14 protein-coding genes are annotated in these 17,925 nt (G+C 52.4%); 11 read left to right on the top strand and 3 right to left on the bottom strand.

Annotated features, from left to right (window positions below; genetic code table 11):
- The first annotated feature begins 6 nt into the window (after nt 1–6).
- The 4 genes from F454_RS0102930 to F454_RS0102915 all read left to right on the top strand — a co-directional run bounded on the left by F454_RS0102930 (nt 7) and on the right by F454_RS0102915 (nt 5,892).
- The gene (locus F454_RS0102930; protein ID WP_018969126.1) at nt 7–1,431 is read left to right on the top strand and encodes an efflux transporter outer membrane subunit; all 1,425 of its coding nucleotides are present in this window, start codon (nt 7–9) and stop codon (nt 1,429–1,431) included.
- 143 nt (nt 1,432–1,574) lie between these two features.
- Nucleotides 1,575–2,822 (top strand): signal peptidase I, encoded by a 1,248-nt coding sequence (gene lepB / locus F454_RS0102925; protein ID WP_083912868.1) that lies wholly within the window; start codon nt 1,575–1,577, stop codon nt 2,820–2,822.
- Between the two features lie 28 nt (nt 2,823–2,850).
- Nucleotides 2,851–3,672 (top strand): phytoene/squalene synthase family protein, encoded by an 822-nt coding sequence (locus tag F454_RS0102920; protein WP_018969124.1) that lies wholly within the window; start codon nt 2,851–2,853, stop codon nt 3,670–3,672.
- Between the two features lie 189 nt (nt 3,673–3,861).
- The gene (locus F454_RS0102915; protein ID WP_018969123.1) at nt 3,862–5,892 is read left to right on the top strand and encodes a thioredoxin domain-containing protein; all 2,031 of its coding nucleotides are present in this window, start codon (nt 3,862–3,864) and stop codon (nt 5,890–5,892) included.
- 24 nt (nt 5,893–5,916) lie between these two features.
- On the opposite strand, the gene F454_RS0102910 is transcribed toward F454_RS0102915, so the two are convergent.
- Nucleotides 5,917–6,570, bottom strand: coding sequence for a helix-turn-helix transcriptional regulator (locus F454_RS0102910; RefSeq protein WP_083912866.1), 654 nt, complete (start codon nt 6,568–6,570; stop codon nt 5,917–5,919).
- A gap of 109 nt (nt 6,571–6,679) precedes the next feature.
- Between F454_RS0102910 and F454_RS0102905 the strand changes: the two genes are divergently transcribed.
- Nucleotides 6,680–7,840, top strand: a complete 1,161-nt coding sequence (locus F454_RS0102905; protein WP_018969121.1) for a KamA family radical SAM protein — start codon at nt 6,680–6,682, stop codon at nt 7,838–7,840.
- Between the two features lie 17 nt (nt 7,841–7,857).
- Here F454_RS0102905 and recN read toward each other — a convergent pair whose 3' ends face one another.
- A complete protein-coding gene (gene recN / locus F454_RS0102900) occupies nt 7,858–9,501 on the bottom strand; it encodes a DNA repair protein RecN (protein ID WP_018969120.1) in 1,644 nt (547 codons plus the stop codon).
- A gap of 217 nt (nt 9,502–9,718) precedes the next feature.
- On the opposite strand from recN, the gene F454_RS0102895 reads away from it, so the two are divergent.
- From F454_RS0102895 to F454_RS0102885, 3 genes are read left to right on the top strand one after another with little or no spacing between them, the layout of a single operon-like run.
- Complete coding sequence (locus F454_RS0102895) at nt 9,719–10,390, top strand: MBL fold metallo-hydrolase (protein ID WP_018969119.1); 672 nt, start codon at nt 9,719–9,721, stop codon at nt 10,388–10,390.
- A complete protein-coding gene (locus tag F454_RS13945) occupies nt 10,368–11,975 on the top strand; it encodes a TIGR03790 family protein (protein ID WP_018969118.1) in 1,608 nt (535 codons plus the stop codon). The genes F454_RS0102895 and F454_RS13945 overlap by 23 nt, the downstream gene beginning before the upstream one ends.
- A gap of 6 nt (nt 11,976–11,981) precedes the next feature.
- Nucleotides 11,982–13,361, top strand: a complete 1,380-nt coding sequence (locus F454_RS0102885) for a DUF2851 family protein (RefSeq protein ID WP_018969117.1) — start codon at nt 11,982–11,984, stop codon at nt 13,359–13,361.
- 18 nt (nt 13,362–13,379) lie between these two features.
- Here the strand turns inward: F454_RS0102885 and lipA are convergent, their stop codons facing one another.
- Nucleotides 13,380–14,402: a lipoyl synthase gene (gene lipA, locus F454_RS0102880; protein ID WP_018969116.1), complete on the bottom strand. Its 1,023-nt coding sequence runs from the start codon at nt 14,400–14,402 to the stop codon at nt 13,380–13,382.
- Between the two features lie 265 nt (nt 14,403–14,667).
- Between lipA and gap the strand changes: the two genes are divergently transcribed.
- The 3 genes from gap (at nt 14,668) to tpiA (ending at nt 17,900) form a co-directional block, all read left to right on the top strand.
- Nucleotides 14,668–15,675, top strand: a complete 1,008-nt coding sequence (gene gap / locus F454_RS0102875; protein ID WP_425481059.1) for a type I glyceraldehyde-3-phosphate dehydrogenase — start codon at nt 14,668–14,670, stop codon at nt 15,673–15,675.
- Nucleotides 15,676–15,872: 197 nt separating this feature from the next.
- Entirely contained in the window at nt 15,873–17,063 is a 1,191-nt protein-coding gene (locus tag F454_RS16485) for a phosphoglycerate kinase (RefSeq protein ID WP_018969114.1), read from the top strand.
- A 75-nt stretch (nt 17,064–17,138) separates the two neighbouring features.
- Nucleotides 17,139–17,900, top strand: a complete 762-nt coding sequence (gene tpiA, locus F454_RS16480; RefSeq protein ID WP_018969113.1) for a triose-phosphate isomerase — start codon at nt 17,139–17,141, stop codon at nt 17,898–17,900.
- The last annotated feature ends 25 nt before the right edge of the window (nt 17,901–17,925 follow it).

The raw sequence follows: 17,925 nt of genomic DNA, 5'->3' as shown, positions 1-17,925 counted from the left end.
GCATCTATGCCGCGTTTTGTCCCATCCATCGCCCTACTTGGCGCCGTCCTCAGCACGGCCAGCACCAGCTGCTCACAGCTCGTCAAAACCAAAAGCGAAACCGAACACTCCATCAAAGCTCCTAGCAGCTGGGGAGAAGCAAGTCAGGGACAACACAATAAAATATCCACCGGTTGGCTCGAGGAATTTGATTCCCCCCAGATGAACCGCTTGGTGCGCGAAGCACTCACGCAGAACCCTAGCCTCCAAGCCTCAGCAGCAAGACTCCGCGCAAGCTACGCTAGCACAGTCAACGCCCGCTCCAATCAACTCCCCGAGTTTGGTCTCAATGCTGGAGGCTCACGCGCCTACCTGGGAAATGGTGACAACCCCGGAATCTACTCTAGCAATTACAACCTAGGCTTATCCGCCTCCTGGGAAGTCGATCTATGGGGACGACTCTCCGACCTCACGCGCGCCGCCGATTTCTCATACCAAGCAAGCATCGAAGAATACCGTGGCGCCCGACTCTCACTCGCAGCCAACACCGCACGCGCATGGTGCAACCTCATCGCCGCGGACATGCAGCTCGCTCTCGCTGAAGACATCCTCAAAAGCTTCAACAAAAACGTCGCCATCGTAGAGCGAAACTACAAAGCAGGAGTCCCAGGCACCCGCGCCATCGACGTCCAGCTCAGCCGCAACAACGTAGCCTCCGCTCAACGCTCGCTCTTCAGCCGCACCCAATCACGGAAGGAAGCCGCACGAAATCTCGAAGAATTGTTAGGACGCTACCCGTCCGCCAGCATCACCGCCGTGCCCAATCTGCCAAAACTCACTAAATCCCCCCCAGCAAGCGTCCCCGCTCAATTGCTAGTGAGACGCCCCGACCTTGCAGCTGCACAGCTAGCTATCTATCAATCAGCCAAGACTGCCGATGCCGCACAAAAGAACCTACTCCCAGCCATCCGCCTCACTGGCAACCTGCGCAACAACGAAGGTGACCTCAGCAATGTCTTCAACCCCAATTTCATAGCCTCTAACATCGCCGCTTCTCTCACTCAGACCGTTTACAATGGTGGCAGGCTCAAAGCCAACGCTCAGGCGGAGCTCGAACGCAACAAAGTAGCCATCTACAATTTCTCTGACCGCGCCATCGCCGCATTCAAAGAAGTGGAAAATGCTCTAGCAGACGACCGCTCGCTAGTTGAACAAGAAAAATACCTACTCGTCGAAGTGCGCCAGGCCACCCTCGCCGTACAATCCGCTGAGCAAGACTATTCCGAAGGACTCGATAGTACAGGAATTCTCGAAATCCTTGAGTCTCAGCGCCGCGCCAACAACTCGCGCGCCCAACTCATTGCGCTACAAAACCGCCGTCTCCAAAACAGAATTGAACTCCACCTCGCACTAGGAGGTGACTTCTTCACTCAGGAACCCACAAGCAATTAAGCAAATTGCTTGCAGCATTGTGCATTTCCCTAGGTCTTCGCCTCCAAGGCCGCCATGTCGATCCATTCCACAGACTCGACGACTCAGAACAAATCCATATTTTTGCTTTTCATCCGCGGTAAGACTGCCAATCTCTCCCCTGCATGATGTTCACTCCAAAATGGAAAAAGGAAGCACAGCTTCTCTACAAAAGTGCTAAAAAATTCATTCACTACAAGCGTGATCTCATCGATGAGGACCGCGTGCATGAAATTGAATCACGTCGCGCCGACCTCAAGAAAGCTTGGAAAGCCGGTGATCGCGAAGCCGCCATTGAAGCCAGCAAAATGCTCCAAGACACCTGCGAAAAATCACTGCGCCACTACCATAGCCCCAGTGCTCTCGCTGAAAATGTCGAAGTCCTTTTCGTTGCCATCGCCATCGCCCTTGGCCTGCGCGCCTACTACCTCCAGCCCTTCCGCATTCCGACAGGTTCAATGCGCCCCACCCTCAACGGCATCATTGGCCACGTCGAAGATAAAGACCAATGGCCAAGCTTCCCCGTCAGGGCGGTCCAACAATTTACCCACGGACGAAGCTATGACTCCGTGATCAACCAGAAAGCCGGCGATCGCATCGTCGATATCAGGCAAAAACAAACATTCCACTTTTTCACCCGTACCGTTGTTAGCTTCGCAAGTGGTGACACCCAGAGTGTCTCTGGCTCGGTCACTGCCTTTCTTGAGACCATCAACCGCGACGGATTGGAACAACTCGTCGGACAACGCCTGAGCCGCAACCCAAGCGAACTCGTCCACCAACTTGCTCAAATCCAGTTACCCAAAGACTTCAAGGTCGCTGAAGGTTATATCGAGACAGGCGACCTCGTGCTCGTAGACAAATTCTCCTACCATTTCCGCCAACCGAACGCAGGTGAGGTATTCGTCTTCGACACCCGCAAAATCAAGCAAATCCAAGAAGGTGAAAACCCAGGGTCTCACTACATCAAGCGTCTCATTGCCACTCCTGGCCAACGCGTCGAACTCCAAGGTGGCGAGAAACGCGACCTCTCCTACCGCACCAATAGCGGCATCAAAGTGATGCAGGTAGCCGACCAAGCTCAAGTCTTCATCGACGGGGCAAAAATGCAGCACCCTGGAGTGCTCGCTGTGGAATCAGGGCTGAATGGCTACGGCGGCTACCAAGCCACTGCACGCCTCGCACCCGGCCGCTCAGTACTCCTGGCCGACCGCCCATCCACCGGCAAGTCCGAATTTTGGGCTCAAGGCGACAATTCCTACAACTCCTCCGACTCCCGCATGTGGGGCACCGTGAAAGAATTCAACCTCGTCGGCCCAGCAGCCTTCGTTCTGTGGCCATTTGGTTCCGGCCACTGGGGATTGATCAAATAATTCACGACTCAGAAATCCTAAAGATCTCATGTCGGAAGCACTATCGATTACTCAGAACGCGAAATCTAACCTCGCATTCGCATTCTTGTTCATGCCCAAAGAAAGGCGCAATGATATGGTCACCTTCTATGCATTCTGCAGGGTGATCGACGATCTCGCGGATGAAGCAAGTATCCCACTAGAAGAACGCCGCGCCGGCCTCGACAGCTGGATCGCTTGCTTCAAAGGCGACGCTAAGCCAGAGCTCCCGCTGCAACAAGACACACTCAATCTGCGCGATCGCTACCGTATCGACAACAACTTGTTTCTCGAGCTCATCGCCGGCTGCGAATCAGACCTCCACCCGAGCCGACGCTTCCAAAATTGGGAAGAACTCGAACAATACACCTACCAAGTCGCATGCTGTGTTGGACTCATTTCGCTCTCAATCTTCGGCTGCAAACATCCAAAATCAGACGACTATGCGATCGCCCTCGGCCACGCACTCCAATTCACCAATATCCTGCGCGACATTGGTGAAGACCTCGACGACCAAGGACGGATCTACCTCCCTATCGAGCTAATGCAGAAGCATGGCTACACTGAGGAAGCCCTGCAAAATCGTGAGTACAATGCTGCCTTCTCTGCCATGTGCCAAGAAATTGCCCAGCGTGCCCAGCAATACTACCAAAAGGCAATCCAAGTGCTTCCCGAGGAAGACGCTGCCGCCCTACGCCCAGCTGAAGGAATGCGCAAGATCTACTCCGCGATCCTCAGCCGCGCCGACCTCGATGGCTTCAAAGTATTCGATACACGCTACACCATCCCAAGATGGAAGAAGCTCGTCTACCTCATCAGCTCCCAATTCTAATTGGCAATCCCCCAATCCGCCGTACTCACATGCTGCTCATAAGTTAGCAATTGTTAGATTCTGATATTTTCGGCTCCTATGATTGTATCATTGCCTAGCCGCTTGTTGGTCAGGAGCACATTGATACATAGTTCCGGCACTCTAGCGGCGACACCCGACTCATTATCAGCACCCACAACGCACCCGACCGTGAAAGAAAATCGCCTCGCCAAAGAAGCCTCACCGTACCTTCGACAACACGCCAAGAACCCAGTGAATTGGTTCCCATGGGGCAATGAAGCTTTCGACAAGGCGCACCGCGAAAACAAGCCGATCCTACTGAGCATCGGCTATTCCACCTGCCATTGGTGCCATGTCATGGAACGCGAAAGCTTTGAGAGCGATGCGATTGCCGAGATTCTCAATGAGCATTTTGTGGCCATCAAGCTCGACCGCGAGGAGCGCCCTGACATCGATAAAGTCTACATGACAGCCTACCAAATGATGACTGGTGAGAATGGTGGCTGGCCGCTGAATGTGTTTCTAACACCTAAGCTAGAGCCTTTTTACGGCGGAACCTACTTCCCACCAGAGAACCGCGGTGGCCGCGTGGGTTTCGACAGCGTGCTCGAGCAACTTCACGAAGCTTGGACTGAGAAACATGGTAAGGTGGTAGATTCCGCAGCAGCGCTCAAGCAGCACATCTTGGAACAGAGTGCTGGTAATTCAGCGGGCAGTGAAATCCCTGAGTCCATCACGCTTGACCGCGCGGCGATCATGCTCATGGAAAATGCTGACACGCTAGAAGGCGGCTGGGGCGCAGGACCAAAGTTCCCAATGCCTTCGCACCTGAGCTTCTTGCTCCGTGCCTGGCAATGCTCAGAGGATGAACGCCTCTTAAACTTTGTAGAGATGACCGCCGAGAAAATGGCAAATGGCGGCATCCGCGACCAGCTCAGCGGCGCCTTCCACCGCTACGCAGTCGACGGCAAGTGGCTCGTCCCTCATTTCGAGATCATGCTCTATGATCAAGCGCAGCTGCTCGACGTCTATCTTGACCTCTATCAGGTCACTCGCAAAGCCTGTCACGCTCAGATAGCTCAGGAGATTTGCGACTTTACCATCGCACAGATGCAGACAAGTCAAGGAGCCTTCCACTGTGCTGAAGATGCGCAAAGCGAAGGCAAGGAAGGCAAGTTCTTCTGTTGGACCACACAAGAACTACGTGAGCTGCTCAGCGCAGAAGAATTCGCTACTGCTAGCAGCTACTTTGGCCTCACTGACAAAGGCAACTTCTACGACCACAGTGACCCAGAAGCACTGGAGAACCAAAATGTGCTCTCCGTTGTCAAAGATGAGCAATGGCTAAATGCATCGCCGGAGCGCACAGCGCACGTCGAATCATCCATCACCAAGATGAAGCAAGCGCGTGGTCAACGTGTGCGCCCTGCGAGCGATGAAAAGGTCCTGGCCTCCTGGAATGGCATGATGATCGGTGCCATGGAGCGTGCCGCCGTGGTCCTAGGCAAACAAGAATATGCTAAAGCTGCAGAGCGTGCCCACCAATTCATCGTCGAGACGCTCTGGGATGGCAAGAAACTCGCCCACCGCTGGCACCACTCTGGCATCGATCACTCCGCTCAGGCTGAGTCCTACTTACTCTTCCTCCAGGCCACACGCCGCCGCTATGAACTCACACTCGATCCCAAGCTGCTCGAGCTCGCTGTACACCTAGCAGAATCTAGCATAAAAGAATTCTACGATCCCGATCATGGAGGCTTCTTTGAAAGTGCTGTCTCAGACGACGTCATTGTACGCCTCAAAGGCGACTATGATGGTGCGATGCCCACCGCCAGCTCGATTGCAGTGATGGAGTTTCTCAAGCTCGCTGAAATCACCGGACGCAATGATTTTGCAGAAGTCGCAAACATGACCTTCAAGGCACACGCTGAGAGCCTCAGCCAGACCCCAAGCTCACTCACTGGAATGCTCGCTGCGCTCGACTTCTATCATAGCAAAAAGCAACGCCTCGTCGTGACAAATGGATCCAATGGCATCGAACATTTTTCAGCAGCCATCCACAATGGCTACCGCCCGCACCTCACTGTGATGGGGAATCAAGGCCCAGTAGCATCATTTGAATCTGGACTGAAATCACAAAATGACAGCCCCACTGCCTACCTTTGTGAAGGTGAAAGCTGTAGCCCGCCAAGCAATCTACCTCAGAATCTCTTCGCCTAAAGTTTCTGGCTACCCCCTCAGTCTCTACCCTAGAACCCCAATGCGATAAACAACGAGTTCTCCACCCTTCTCTTGCTGCACAAGAGTGCGCTCCACCTTCGTCCCCAACAATTGCTCCATCATGCGAATTTCTTGGCGGATCGCAGAGGGGTAAATGACAAAGAGTTCCTGCATCGGATGGTGAAACTCTTCGATACGAAACCCATCTTCGCGTGAGTAATGGCAGCGGCAAAACACCCCAGCCTTCTCACGAAGCTCGACCAATCGCGTGGCTTTCTCCACCAGAGACTTCCCTCGCCCCACTTGGCCAGCCCAGCTTGCGCGTTGCTGCTCAAAGTGGTGGAATAGGATCTTCTCAGGCGCAGACTCACCAAAAAAACGCTTCACCCCCTCCATCACATTAATTGACAATTCAACACCCGCTTGTGGGAATAAAGCATCACACTTCTGCGTCAAAAGGTACAACTTCTCCGGCCGGCCAGCCGCCTTACGCGGCACCCGCCAAGTCGATAAATATCCAGCCGTTTCTAATTTCTCACATTGCTGTTTCACACCCATATAACTCATTTCCAATTCCTTCGAAAGAGCGGTCACGGTCATCCCCTGAGACTTCTTCAGGCATTCAATGATGCGAAGAACATTCGGGCGGGTCAGATCTCGATAGGCGTCATTAAACATGGCGGCAATAGATTACCTAACTTTACTAATTTTCCAGCACATTTTATCACCACCTCGTAAATTCACAGTTTTGACATCCTGACGAATCTACGTATTATCCCGAAACTTTATGAATTCAGCACAGTACGACAGCTCCATTCAGATCCAATCTCACGCCCCAGGCTATTGGCCAAACGTCACCCCAGAAAAATGGAATGACCACAAATGGCAGCTTCGTAACCGTATCAATTCCTTGGTTGAGCTCGAAAAACACATCGAACTCAGCCGCGAAGAACGCTCCGGCATCCTTCTATCAGGCAACAAGCTCGCGATGTCGATCACACCGCACTTTATGAATTTGGTAGACCGAACCGATCCCAACTGCCCGATTCGCCGCCAAATCATCCCACGTGTCGAAGAAACACTTGATGACCCCATGGAACTCACCGACCCATGTGGTGAAGATAGCCACATGCCCGTTCCCGGTCTAGTACACCGCTACCCAGATCGCGTGCTCTTCCTCGTGACGGACCGCTGCGCCTCATACTGCCGCTACTGCACACGCTCTCGCGTTGTCTCTGGCGTGGGTGAACAGCAGCTAGAAACACAGTACGAAGCAGCCTTCGAATACCTAGAGAGAACCCCTAGCGTGCGCGATGTCCTACTCTCAGGCGGTGATCCCCTCTTGTTCACCGACGCCAAGCTCGACCGCATCCTCACGCGACTACGCCAGATCCCGCACATCCAATTCGTACGCATTGGCTCACGCATCCCGATTTTCCTACCACAACGCATCACCCCAGAGCTATGCAACATGCTTAAAAAGCATCATCCGCTCTTCATATCGGTACACACCAATCACCCAAAAGAACTCACCAGCGAAGTACAAGAAGGACTCATTAGGCTCGCAGAAGCTGGCATCCCGATGGGCAACCAATCAGTACTACTCAAGGGAGTCAACGACGACGTGGAAACCCAGCGCGCACTCGTGCACAAGCTCCTGATGTGCCGCGTCAAACCCTACTACCTCTACCAGTGTGACCTCATCAAAGGTTCTTCACACCTGCGAACCAGCGTCCAAAAAGGGCTTGATATTATTGAAGGCCTTCGCGGCCACACGACTGGCTACGCGATCCCGCAGTACGTAATCGATGGCCCAGGAGGTGGTGGAAAAATCCCACTCAACCCCAACTACATCGTCGAACACACTGACAACCACGTCACACTGCGCAACTACGAGAACAAAAAATTCACCTATCCAGAGCCACAGCCTCTCGAAGTATTTCAGTGAGCACTCTCGCTCAGAGCCTAAGATAAGAGGCTCTGAGCCATAGCACGCGCCAGGCCACCATCTCCACCACCGAGCATGCGCACCAATTCTTCGATGCGCATTTCTCCATCGACAAGTCGCAATTGCGAGCGCGTGCGCCCCTCCTCCACAGTCTTCTCCACCACAAAGTGCTCTGAGGCTACTGCCGCGACCTGCGGGAAGTGCGTGATTGAAATTACTTGGTGTCTATCGCCAAGCATCGCCATTTTCTCACCGACTGCGCGCGCGATTTCACCACCAACGTTGGCATCGATCTCATCGAAGACCATGAGTGGGGTGGCATCTTGATCTGCTAGAGCACTTTTCACAGCCAACATCACACGTGAAATTTCCCCGCTGGAAGCCACCTCTCGCAGCGGCTTGAGTGGCTCACCTGGGTTGGGCCCAAATTGAAAATCCACCCCCTCAAGGCCAGCACTCTGCGGCTGAGAATGTGGAACCACATCCAACTCAAAAGACGCCTGCTTGAACCCTAGCTCCACCAGGTGCTTAGAAATCTCTTTCGCAAGCTTTGGCGCAAATTTCTTTCGCTTCGCCCCAAGTTTATTTCCACATTGCACCAACTTCACCTCAGCAGCAGCAACCTCGCTGCGCAATGCTTCAATTCTGTCGCCGCGATTCTCGATACGATCCAATCGTTCGCTCGCTTGGGCATGATGCTCCAGCACAGCCTCGAGGCTAGCTCCATACTTACGCTTCAATGTCTCAAAAGTGTTGATTCGATCCTCCAGCGCAGCAGCCTCAGCCGGATCGATTTCCATGCTCGCACTATAGTCAGCCATACCTCGCTCCAGCTCCTGTAGCTCGACAATCGCGGAGTCAAGTCCACCAAGTAGCTCAACAGAACTTGGATCCAGGCTCTCCAACTCACGCGCAAGTCGCTGCACTTCGCCTAAGCGCTCATTCACCTCTGCCCCTAGAACACCTGCAATCTGAGCAGCATTCTCGACCAAACGTGCACTATTACTGGCACGTCGGTACCTTTCCTCAATGTCGTTCTCCTCGTCGGGACGCAGATCGGCAGCAGCAATTTCCTCGACCTGAAAACGCAACAAATCCATTTCTTGTTCATTCGCTTGCTCACTCTGTTGCAAGCTTTCTAACTCCAGCTTCTTCTCACGCCATTGCTGATAGGCTCCGATATAATGATTCCGCTCATGATGCGCTCCAGCGTAAGCATCTAACATCGAGAGTTGACGCTCTACAGACAACAAGGACTGGTGGTCGTGCGGACCGTGGAGGTCGACCAACTGCTCACCTAAATGTTTCAAAACCGAGAGCGTCGCAGGACAGTTATTCACGAACTGTTTGTTTGAGGTCTGCCCCATCACCCGCCTAATAATCAATTGCTTGCCATCGCAAGGATCAATACCAACATCCTCCAGTGAGCGATTGATCGCTACCTCATCCCTCAGCTCAAACACCGCCTCCACCGTGCATGAACTCTCTCCAGTACGGATCAATCCCTTAGACGCGCGCTCTCCCAGCACCAACTTTAAGGCCCCGACAATCACGGATTTCCCTGCGCCCGTCTCCCCAGTCACGCCAATTAATCCGGCACCAAGCTGCCAAGTAAGTTGGTCCACTAATGCCAGATTCTTGATAGATAGATGAGTGAGCATAATACAAATTGATGTTGCAGGAGTATGATGTGCTAGATCGATAAAATGCAACTTCACATCCATACGAAATCAACCTTTTCAAGTGGTGGATTTCATATCTATCATTTGCCTAGTGAAAACCACTCTCACATTCTTAGGAACCTCTACCTCTGTCGGAATTCCCGTAATCGGCTGTGACTGCCCAAGCTGCATCTCACATGATCCAAAAGACCAACGCATGCGGTCATCAGTGTACCTTCAGACTGAGAGCCATTCGATCCTCGTAGACTCGGGCCCCGACCTACGCCAACAAGCACTCAAACACAATTTGAAGCAAGTCGATGCGGTACTCTACACCCATAGCCACCTAGATCACATCACTGGCTTTGATGAGCTACGCGCCTTTTGCTGGAGACGTGACGAACCGCTTCCCATGTATTCCAGTCAAGCTTGTTTGGATCAATTAGCACATATGTTTGCCTGGGCATTTTCTCCTAAAAATATCTACAAAGGCTACATCAAGCCGGACCCTCGCCCAATCACCAAACCCTTTGCCCTCGGCAAGACCACGATCACTCCCATCCCCGTGGAACATGGTTCAGTGGAGACCCTTGGATATCGATTCGATGAAGAGGCTGGCTCAAAAATTGCTTACATCCCTGATGCCAAAGTCATTCCAAACTCGAACCTAGACCTACTCCACGGACTCGACCACTTAATCATAGACGCTCTGCGCCCCACCCCGCACAACACACACCTCTCTATTCCTGAGTCAGTTGAAATTGCTCTAGCTCTAAACCCAAAGCAAACCTGGCTCACACATATCTCTCACGAGACAGATTATAAGCTCGAACAAGCGAAGCTTCCTCCTAATATCACCTTTGCATATGACGGTCTCACCATCAGCTAAACCCTTCACCTCGCTCACCAAGGCCGCCATCCTCTTTGTCTGGGCTCTCTCGATTCTAAACACGAAGGCTGAAATCCCCCAGCCTCACGAAGTGCTTATTCTCGCTAATAAAAACGTCCCAGAATCTATCAAATTGGCCAAGTACTATGCAGTACAACGAGCCATCCCCTCAGAAAATATTTTAGAGTTAGACGTTCCTAACAAAGAAACTATCTCTCGTGACACTTACGATGCCGACATCCGCGATCCTTTACGCCATCACCTGAGAGACAATCGCCTTTGGACCCTCCGAGCTGTAGGGGGGAAAATGCGTGCGCCCACACGCAACAAAATACGCTTAATCGTCACGACCTTCGGGATGCCGTATCGCATCTCCCAAAAAAACCCACCAGCCCCAGCCGGCGAGGAACGCCCAAAAGTCCAGCCTGGCATGGTCAACCATGCAGCAGTCGACTCCGAACTCGCATGTGCCGCAATCCACGAACTCCCCATCGATGGGCCAACGCGCAACCCCTATCACAAGGCAAACACTTCCTTTAAAAACCACCCAGAGAGCACTCCGTTTTTCCTCGTGGGACGTATAGATGGACCTAACTACAAAACTGCAAAGCGCCTGATAGACGACGCCATCGCGACAGAAAAGCAAGGGCTCTGGGGCTTCTGCTACCTCGACAAGTCACTCAAGTCTGGCGCTTACAAGCAAGGTGACAACTGGCTGGATCACATCGAAAAAGCAAATTGGGAACGAGGCATTCCAAGCATCACCGATGCCAACCGCCAAACTTACCTGAACCACTACCCGATGCGCGATGTGGCCCTCTACTATGGCTGGTACACGACCCATGTGAATGGCCCCTTCAAGGATCCCGAATTCCAATTCAAACGCGGGGCTGTAGCCATTCATTTGCATTCATTCTCCGCAGCCAAATTCAGAGATCCGAACACCCACTGGGTTGGCCCTCTCTTGGCACGTGGTGCTGCTGCCACCGTGGGCAATGTCTTTGAGCCATATTTGGCCACGACGCACCACTTCGACATCCTCCAACAAGCCCTGCTCGATGGGCATTGTTTCGCTGAAGCATGTGCAATGGCGCTACCGATTCTTTCATGGCAAAACATGAGTGTCGGCGACCCACTCTATCGCCCATTCTTGCGCATCGATGCCTCAGGAGTAGTGAAGGATGAAGACAAAGCATTTCGAGCAATCAATCTAGCATTCAGAGCATGGCAAGGTGATGACGAAAAAATCAAACAAAAGCTAACCACTGCCGCGATCAAGAGCAATGACGCCCGATATTACGAAACGCTCGGGCTCTGGAGCCAGTACCTCGGACTCAACAACGAGGCGCTGAGCTACTACCAATTTGCCGACAAAAAATATAGCTTCAACTCCGACAAGGTACGCATCGCTCTCCACAATGCCAACCTCTTCCGAAAGCAAAAGAACAAAAAGGCTGCACTCATTGTACTGCGCGATGCCCTGATTGGCCGAGAGAAACACACTAGTGGTATTCCTCTAAAATCTATGATAGATATCTTAGATCCCCCACCACCTCCTCCCGCCACCCCTCGCGAAGATTCCTAGCGCTGGATGGCAGCCACTCCCTCCTCCCACATGCCATCCTACCAACAACTCCTCAAGGCATGCTCCGCCCCCTATCTTTCGGAGCCAGCACCAGTAGAGCTCCCCGATGAGCTCAGCCTCCAATCGCTTTGGTTCAATGGCCAGTTCGGCAAACACTTCACTGACACCGAAGGGCGAAAGGTTGAAATCGTCCAATTCGGCTTTTGGAATCATGCCTCTGGCCCCGATTTTCTCCACGCGGCAATCCGACTCGATGGCAATAGACTAAGTGGTGCCATCGAACTCGATAGCCACACCAAAGACTGGGAAAACCATCAGCATCACAGCAACCCAGTCTATAACTCGGTCGTCCTTCACGTCGTGTTCGCTGACCTCGCCACCACCTACTTCACACGCAGTGAAAACCACCAAGCAATCCCGCGAATTCTCGTTCCTCCTGCGAAGCTTGAAGCAGCGATGCAACACCCACGCTTCGCACGCGCTAGCTCCAGTATTGGCAGGTGCCATTACCCTCTAAAACGCGCCACAGAGTCGCAAGTTCATGAGCTACTCCAGCAAGCCGCCCACCATCGTTGTCAACTCAAGGCGAAACGCTTCGCCGCCACCGTCCAGGCGCATAGCTTCAGCCAAGCCTTGTGGGTGGCACTCGCCAGCACCCTCGGCTATAGCAACAACCGTGACCCAATGACTTTGTTAGCCCAGCGCCTACCAATCCATCAGCTAAGTACCCAACAAGAATTCATCCCATCGCTACTCTTCGGAGTCGCCGGTTTCCTCACCAGCAAAAGTCACAGCGCAGCTCCAGAAGATACTCAATCATGGCTAGATACCTTGTGGTCCAGCTGGTGGAAGCTAAGAACCAAATATGAACTGAGTAAGGACCGAGCAATGCAGTGGAACTACTCAGGAAACCGCCCAGTAAACCACCCCCACCGACGAGTCGCAGCCCTCGCCGCGATCGCCTCTCACTGGCCAAAAATCCTTTCGTTGAGTAGCTCGCCGCGCGCACTCGCTCAATACCTCAACCACCTAGAAGATCCATTCTGGAACCACCACCACACCTTGCAATCCAAAATGAATCAAAAAAAATTAGCGCTTATCGGAAAACAACGTGCTCATGACTTCTTAATCAATCACTTACTGCCATTCGCTATCAGCCAAGGACAAGATGACGCTCAAGCACTCTATCACCAACTAGCAGCTCCTAGCAAAAGCCAGAATATCAAACGAGTTGCCTACAGACTCTTCGCGGAGAATCCAGTTCAGGAACAATTTCTCCGCAAAGCATGGCACCATCAAGCCCTGCTACAAATCTACCAAGACTTCTGTCTAGAAGACAACAGCGACTGCCATAGCTGCCCATTCCCTGAGCAGCTCAAATTCTAACACCGCCTCAACTCAAGATTACGCGTCGTTACCCAGCGTCTCTTGAAAGACATCAGCACGCGCTTGAGGAATCGGAAGGTCGCTTGGCTTCACTTCGAGCTCAGTAGTACCACGTAGAGCGGCCTCAATATCGTCAACCACATCTAGTTCCGGACGGAAGTCCGCGGCGTGATAGGACGAACGCACCAATGGGCCTGAAGCCACATGACGAAAACCCTTCTGCAATGCAATTTCTTTAAGCTCATCAAACTTTTCTGGCTTGATGTACTCCACAACGGGAAGGTGACGAGGTGTTGGTCTGAGGTACTGCCCGAGCGTCAATACGGTGACATTATGATCGAGGAGGTCGTCCATTGCTTTTTCCACTTCCTCCTGAGTTTCTCCAAGCCCAAGCATGATGCCGGACTTTACAGCAACTTTACCGCCGACCATATCACCAGCTTTCTTAAGCACAGCAAGTGAACGCCAATACTTAGCACGGGAACGCACCAAGGGAGTGAGACGCTCAACCGTCTCAAGGTTGTGATTGAAAATGTGTGGACGGGCTTCCATCACCATCTCAAGAGCCCAATCACGATCATTGAAATCAGGGACCAGCACCTCAATAATGATGCCAGGGTTCACCGCTCGTATCTCATTGATCACGTGCTTAAAGTGTTCTGCACCACCGTCCTTAAGGTCGTCACGAGCCACCGCCGTAATCACTACGTGTTTGAGCTTCATCCGGCGAGTCGCTTCAGCAACACGCTGTGGTTCGTCCGCTTCCAGGGCATCCGGACGTGCTGTCTTCACAGCACAGAAGCCGCAAGCGCGCGTGCACTTCTCACCAGCAATCATGAAAGTGGCAGTGCCTTGCCCCCAACATTCCCAGCGATTAGGACATTGAGCTTCCTCACACACAGTCACCAAATTGAGATCGTTCACCATCGACTTGGTGTCCCAAAAAACAGGGTTGTTAGGCAAACGCACCTTGATCCACGATGGCTTTTTATCCACGTGGAGTGTTGGGTCCATCTTCATTTTTGGTCCTGCACAGCTCATGCGCGGAATCTAAGCACGGATTTTCAGAAACAAAAGTGAAATTTATTCAGCAATGACAGTTCCAGATCAATTCAATTCATGATCACAATGAGTAGTCTCACCTTTATGAGATTATGTAAATATCGCCAATAAGCACTGGCTACTAAGATTACACAAACTCGGTATTGACGAAGTTTTGATGCCTACTATAGTCCCGATCCGCACTCAATGCGGCTGGTAATCAGTACTGCAAATGGAGCTGCTACCAGACATCTACTTCAAAACTATTATGGCAAATTACGCAATCAACGGCTTCGGCCGCATCGGACGTAACGTACTTCGCGCTCTCATCGAGAAGGGTGAACTCGAAAAGGTCGTTGCGATCAACGACCTCACCGACAACAAGACACTCGCTCACCTTCTCAAATACGATTCATCACAAGGCAAGCTCAGTCAAGAGATCTCCTACGACGATGAGCACCTCATTGTCGATGGTCATAAGATCAAGGCGACTGCACAGCGTGACCCAGAACTACTTCCATGGAAAGAGCTCGGCGTAGACGTCGTTCTTGAATCCACAGGTTTCTTTGCCTCACAAGAAGGCGGACAAAAGCACCTCACAGCTGGCGCTAAAAAGGTTCTCATCTCAGCTCCAGCAGCTGGTCCAGACCTCACCATGTGTATCGGCATCAACGATGGCGAATACGATGCATCCAAGCACCACATCGTTTCTAACGCATCATGCACCACCAACTGTCTTGCACCACTCGTTAAGGTGCTCAACGACAAGTGGGGCGTGGTACGCGGTGTGATGGCTACCATTCACTCCTACACAAACGATCAGAGCATCCTTGACCTTCCGCACAAGGATCTCCGTCGTGCGCGTGCAGCTGCCGTAAACATCATTCCATCATCCACTGGCGCTGCCAAGGCAATCGGTCTCGTGATTCCTGAGCTTCAAGGTAAGCTTACTGGTAACTCCTACCGCGTTCCGACACCGACTGGCTCACTCACTGACTTCGTCGCCGAACTCAAGCAGGAAGTAACAGTAGAAGAAGTAAACGCAGCATTCAAAGAAGCTGCTGAAGGTGCCATGGTGGGTGTTCTCGAATACTCCGAAGACCCACTCGTTCTTCAGGACATCGTTTCTAACCCACACAGCTCAATCTTTGATGCTGGCTGCACCATGATTGTTGAAGGCAACATGGTGAAGGTTGCTTCATGGTACGACAACGAATGGGGTTACTCCAACCGTGCTGCTGAAGGTCTCGCAATGCTTGCACAAGGCCTCTAAGCCTTTCTGAGGTTCACACCTCTAGCAATTGCTCCTACCAGAGCCCAACAATTTTCATCTTAAACAAGATGCTCTAACTATCACACAGGGGAGGCTCCAAGAAGCCTCCCCTGTTTTGTTTTCTCCCAACATGGTCGCGGCAGCGGCCACCCTCTCCCGCTTATACCATACCAATTCCTAACACAATTCCATCTACTATGCCTAAACTTACCATTCGCGACATCGATGTGCAGGACAAAGAAGTCCTCATGCGTGCAGACTTCAATGTGCCATACGACGACGACAACAACATCACTGACGACACGCGCATCGTAGGTGCCCTGCCAACAATCCAGTATCTCCTAGAAGGCGGTGCCAAGCTCGTGCTTTGCTCGCACAAAGGACGCCCAGCCAAGAAGAGAGAAAGCCTCGAACCAGTCGCCAAGCGCCTCGCTGAGCTACTCGGCCAAGAAGTCGCATTCGCCTGCGACACAGTAGGCGAAGACGCCACAGCCAAGCGTGCCGCACTTTCCGCTGGAAAGGTTGTACTCCTTGAGAACACACGCTTCGAAGAAGGAGAAACCAAAAACAGCCCAGAGCTCTCAAAGCAACTAGCAGGTGAAGCTAGCATTTTCGTAAATGACGCCTTTGGTACAGCACACCGCGCACATGCATCCACCGAGGGTGTCTCAAAGTTCGTCGAGCAATCCGCGATGGGCTTCCTGATCGAAAAAGAACTCGAGTTCCTTGAGGGCAAGCTAGAGAGCCCGGCCAAACCATTCCTTGCGATCATGGGCGGAGCGAAAGTATCCGATAAGATTCAGGTAATTAAAGCCATGATGGACAAGGCAGATGAGTTCATCATCGGCGGTGCCATGGCATACACCTTCCGTCTCGCTCAAGGCTATCAAGTAGGTGACTCGCTCGTTGAGCCAGACTTTGTAGAACTTGCAAAAGAAATCCTCAAAGATGCCGAAACAAAAGGTATCAAATTCCACCTTCCTACCGACACACGCATCACTCAAGAATTTAGCCCAAGCGCTCAAACTAAAGTCACCCAACCCTACGCTGAAGGCGGTGGCATCGATGACGGCTGGGAAGGCATCGACATCGGAGACGCTGCGATTCCTGAATTTGAAGCTGTTGTCGCTCGCGCAGGCACCATTCTCTGGAACGGCCCAATGGGAGTGTTCGAAATGGACAACTTCGCCATAGGCACCAAAGCTCTGACAGCTGCCGTGGCCAAGTCAGACGCACTCACCATCGTCGGTGGCGGTGACTCCGTAACAGCAGCAAACAAGTTTGCCAACCCATCCGACTTTGACTTCCTCTCAACCGGAGGAGGAGCCTCACTCGAACTACTCGAAGGGAAGACTCTCCCAGGTGTGGCGGCACTATCAGATCAGTAGTCCACACGCACGATCATCGAATCGATACCAGCATCATCATTTACCCCAACAACTATTAACTAACAACCAAACACTATGTCACGCAATCTTATCGTAGCCGCAAACTGGAAGCTCAACAAAGGCCCAGCAGACGCAACAGCATTCCTCGACGCCTTCGTACCCAAGGTAGAAGCATTCGCAGGTTCCGCAGAAATCGTTATCGCGGCTCCATTCGTCACCATCCCATCAGTAGTCGCTCAGCTCGCAGGCAATAGCCGCATTGCAGTTGCTGCACAAAACTGTTCTGAGCAAGAATCCGGTGCCTTCACTGGCGAGGTCAGCGCAGCCATGCTTAAGGAAGTAGGCGCTCAGTACATCATCACTGGCCACTCCGAACGCCGTTCCATCTACGGCGAGTCTGATGCCACCATCAACGCCAAGAACAAAGCCATCCTGGCCCAAGGCCTCAAGCCAATCTTCTGTATTGGTGAAACTCTCGAAGAACGCGAAGGCGGCAAGCTCGAGTCCGTTCTCCGCACTCAGATCACTGATGGCCTCAAGGACATTGATTCACTTGAAAACATCGTCATCGCCTACGAGCCAGTATGGGCAATCGGTACTGGTGTGACCGCCACAGCTGAACAAGCACAGGACACACAGCAGTTTGTCCGCTCCGTCATCGCTGAGCTCTACAACCAAGAAACCGCGGACGCAGTGCAGATCCAGTACGGCGGCTCCGTAAAGCCAGGCAATGCTGGTGAACTACTTGGCCAGCAAGACATCGATGGAGCACTCGTCGGCGGTGCTGCTCTAGAAGCTGATAGCTTCTTCGGCATCCTCGAAAATTCCGCTCAATAATCGAGCATACTTATCAAACAAAAAG

It is taken from the genome of Rubritalea marina DSM 17716, assembly GCF_000378105.1.
Taxonomy (GTDB): domain Bacteria; phylum Verrucomicrobiota; class Verrucomicrobiia; order Verrucomicrobiales; family Akkermansiaceae; genus Rubritalea; species Rubritalea marina.
The sequence above is the reverse complement of the archived record's forward strand: the minus strand, read 5'-3'. Positions and strand labels throughout refer to the sequence as shown.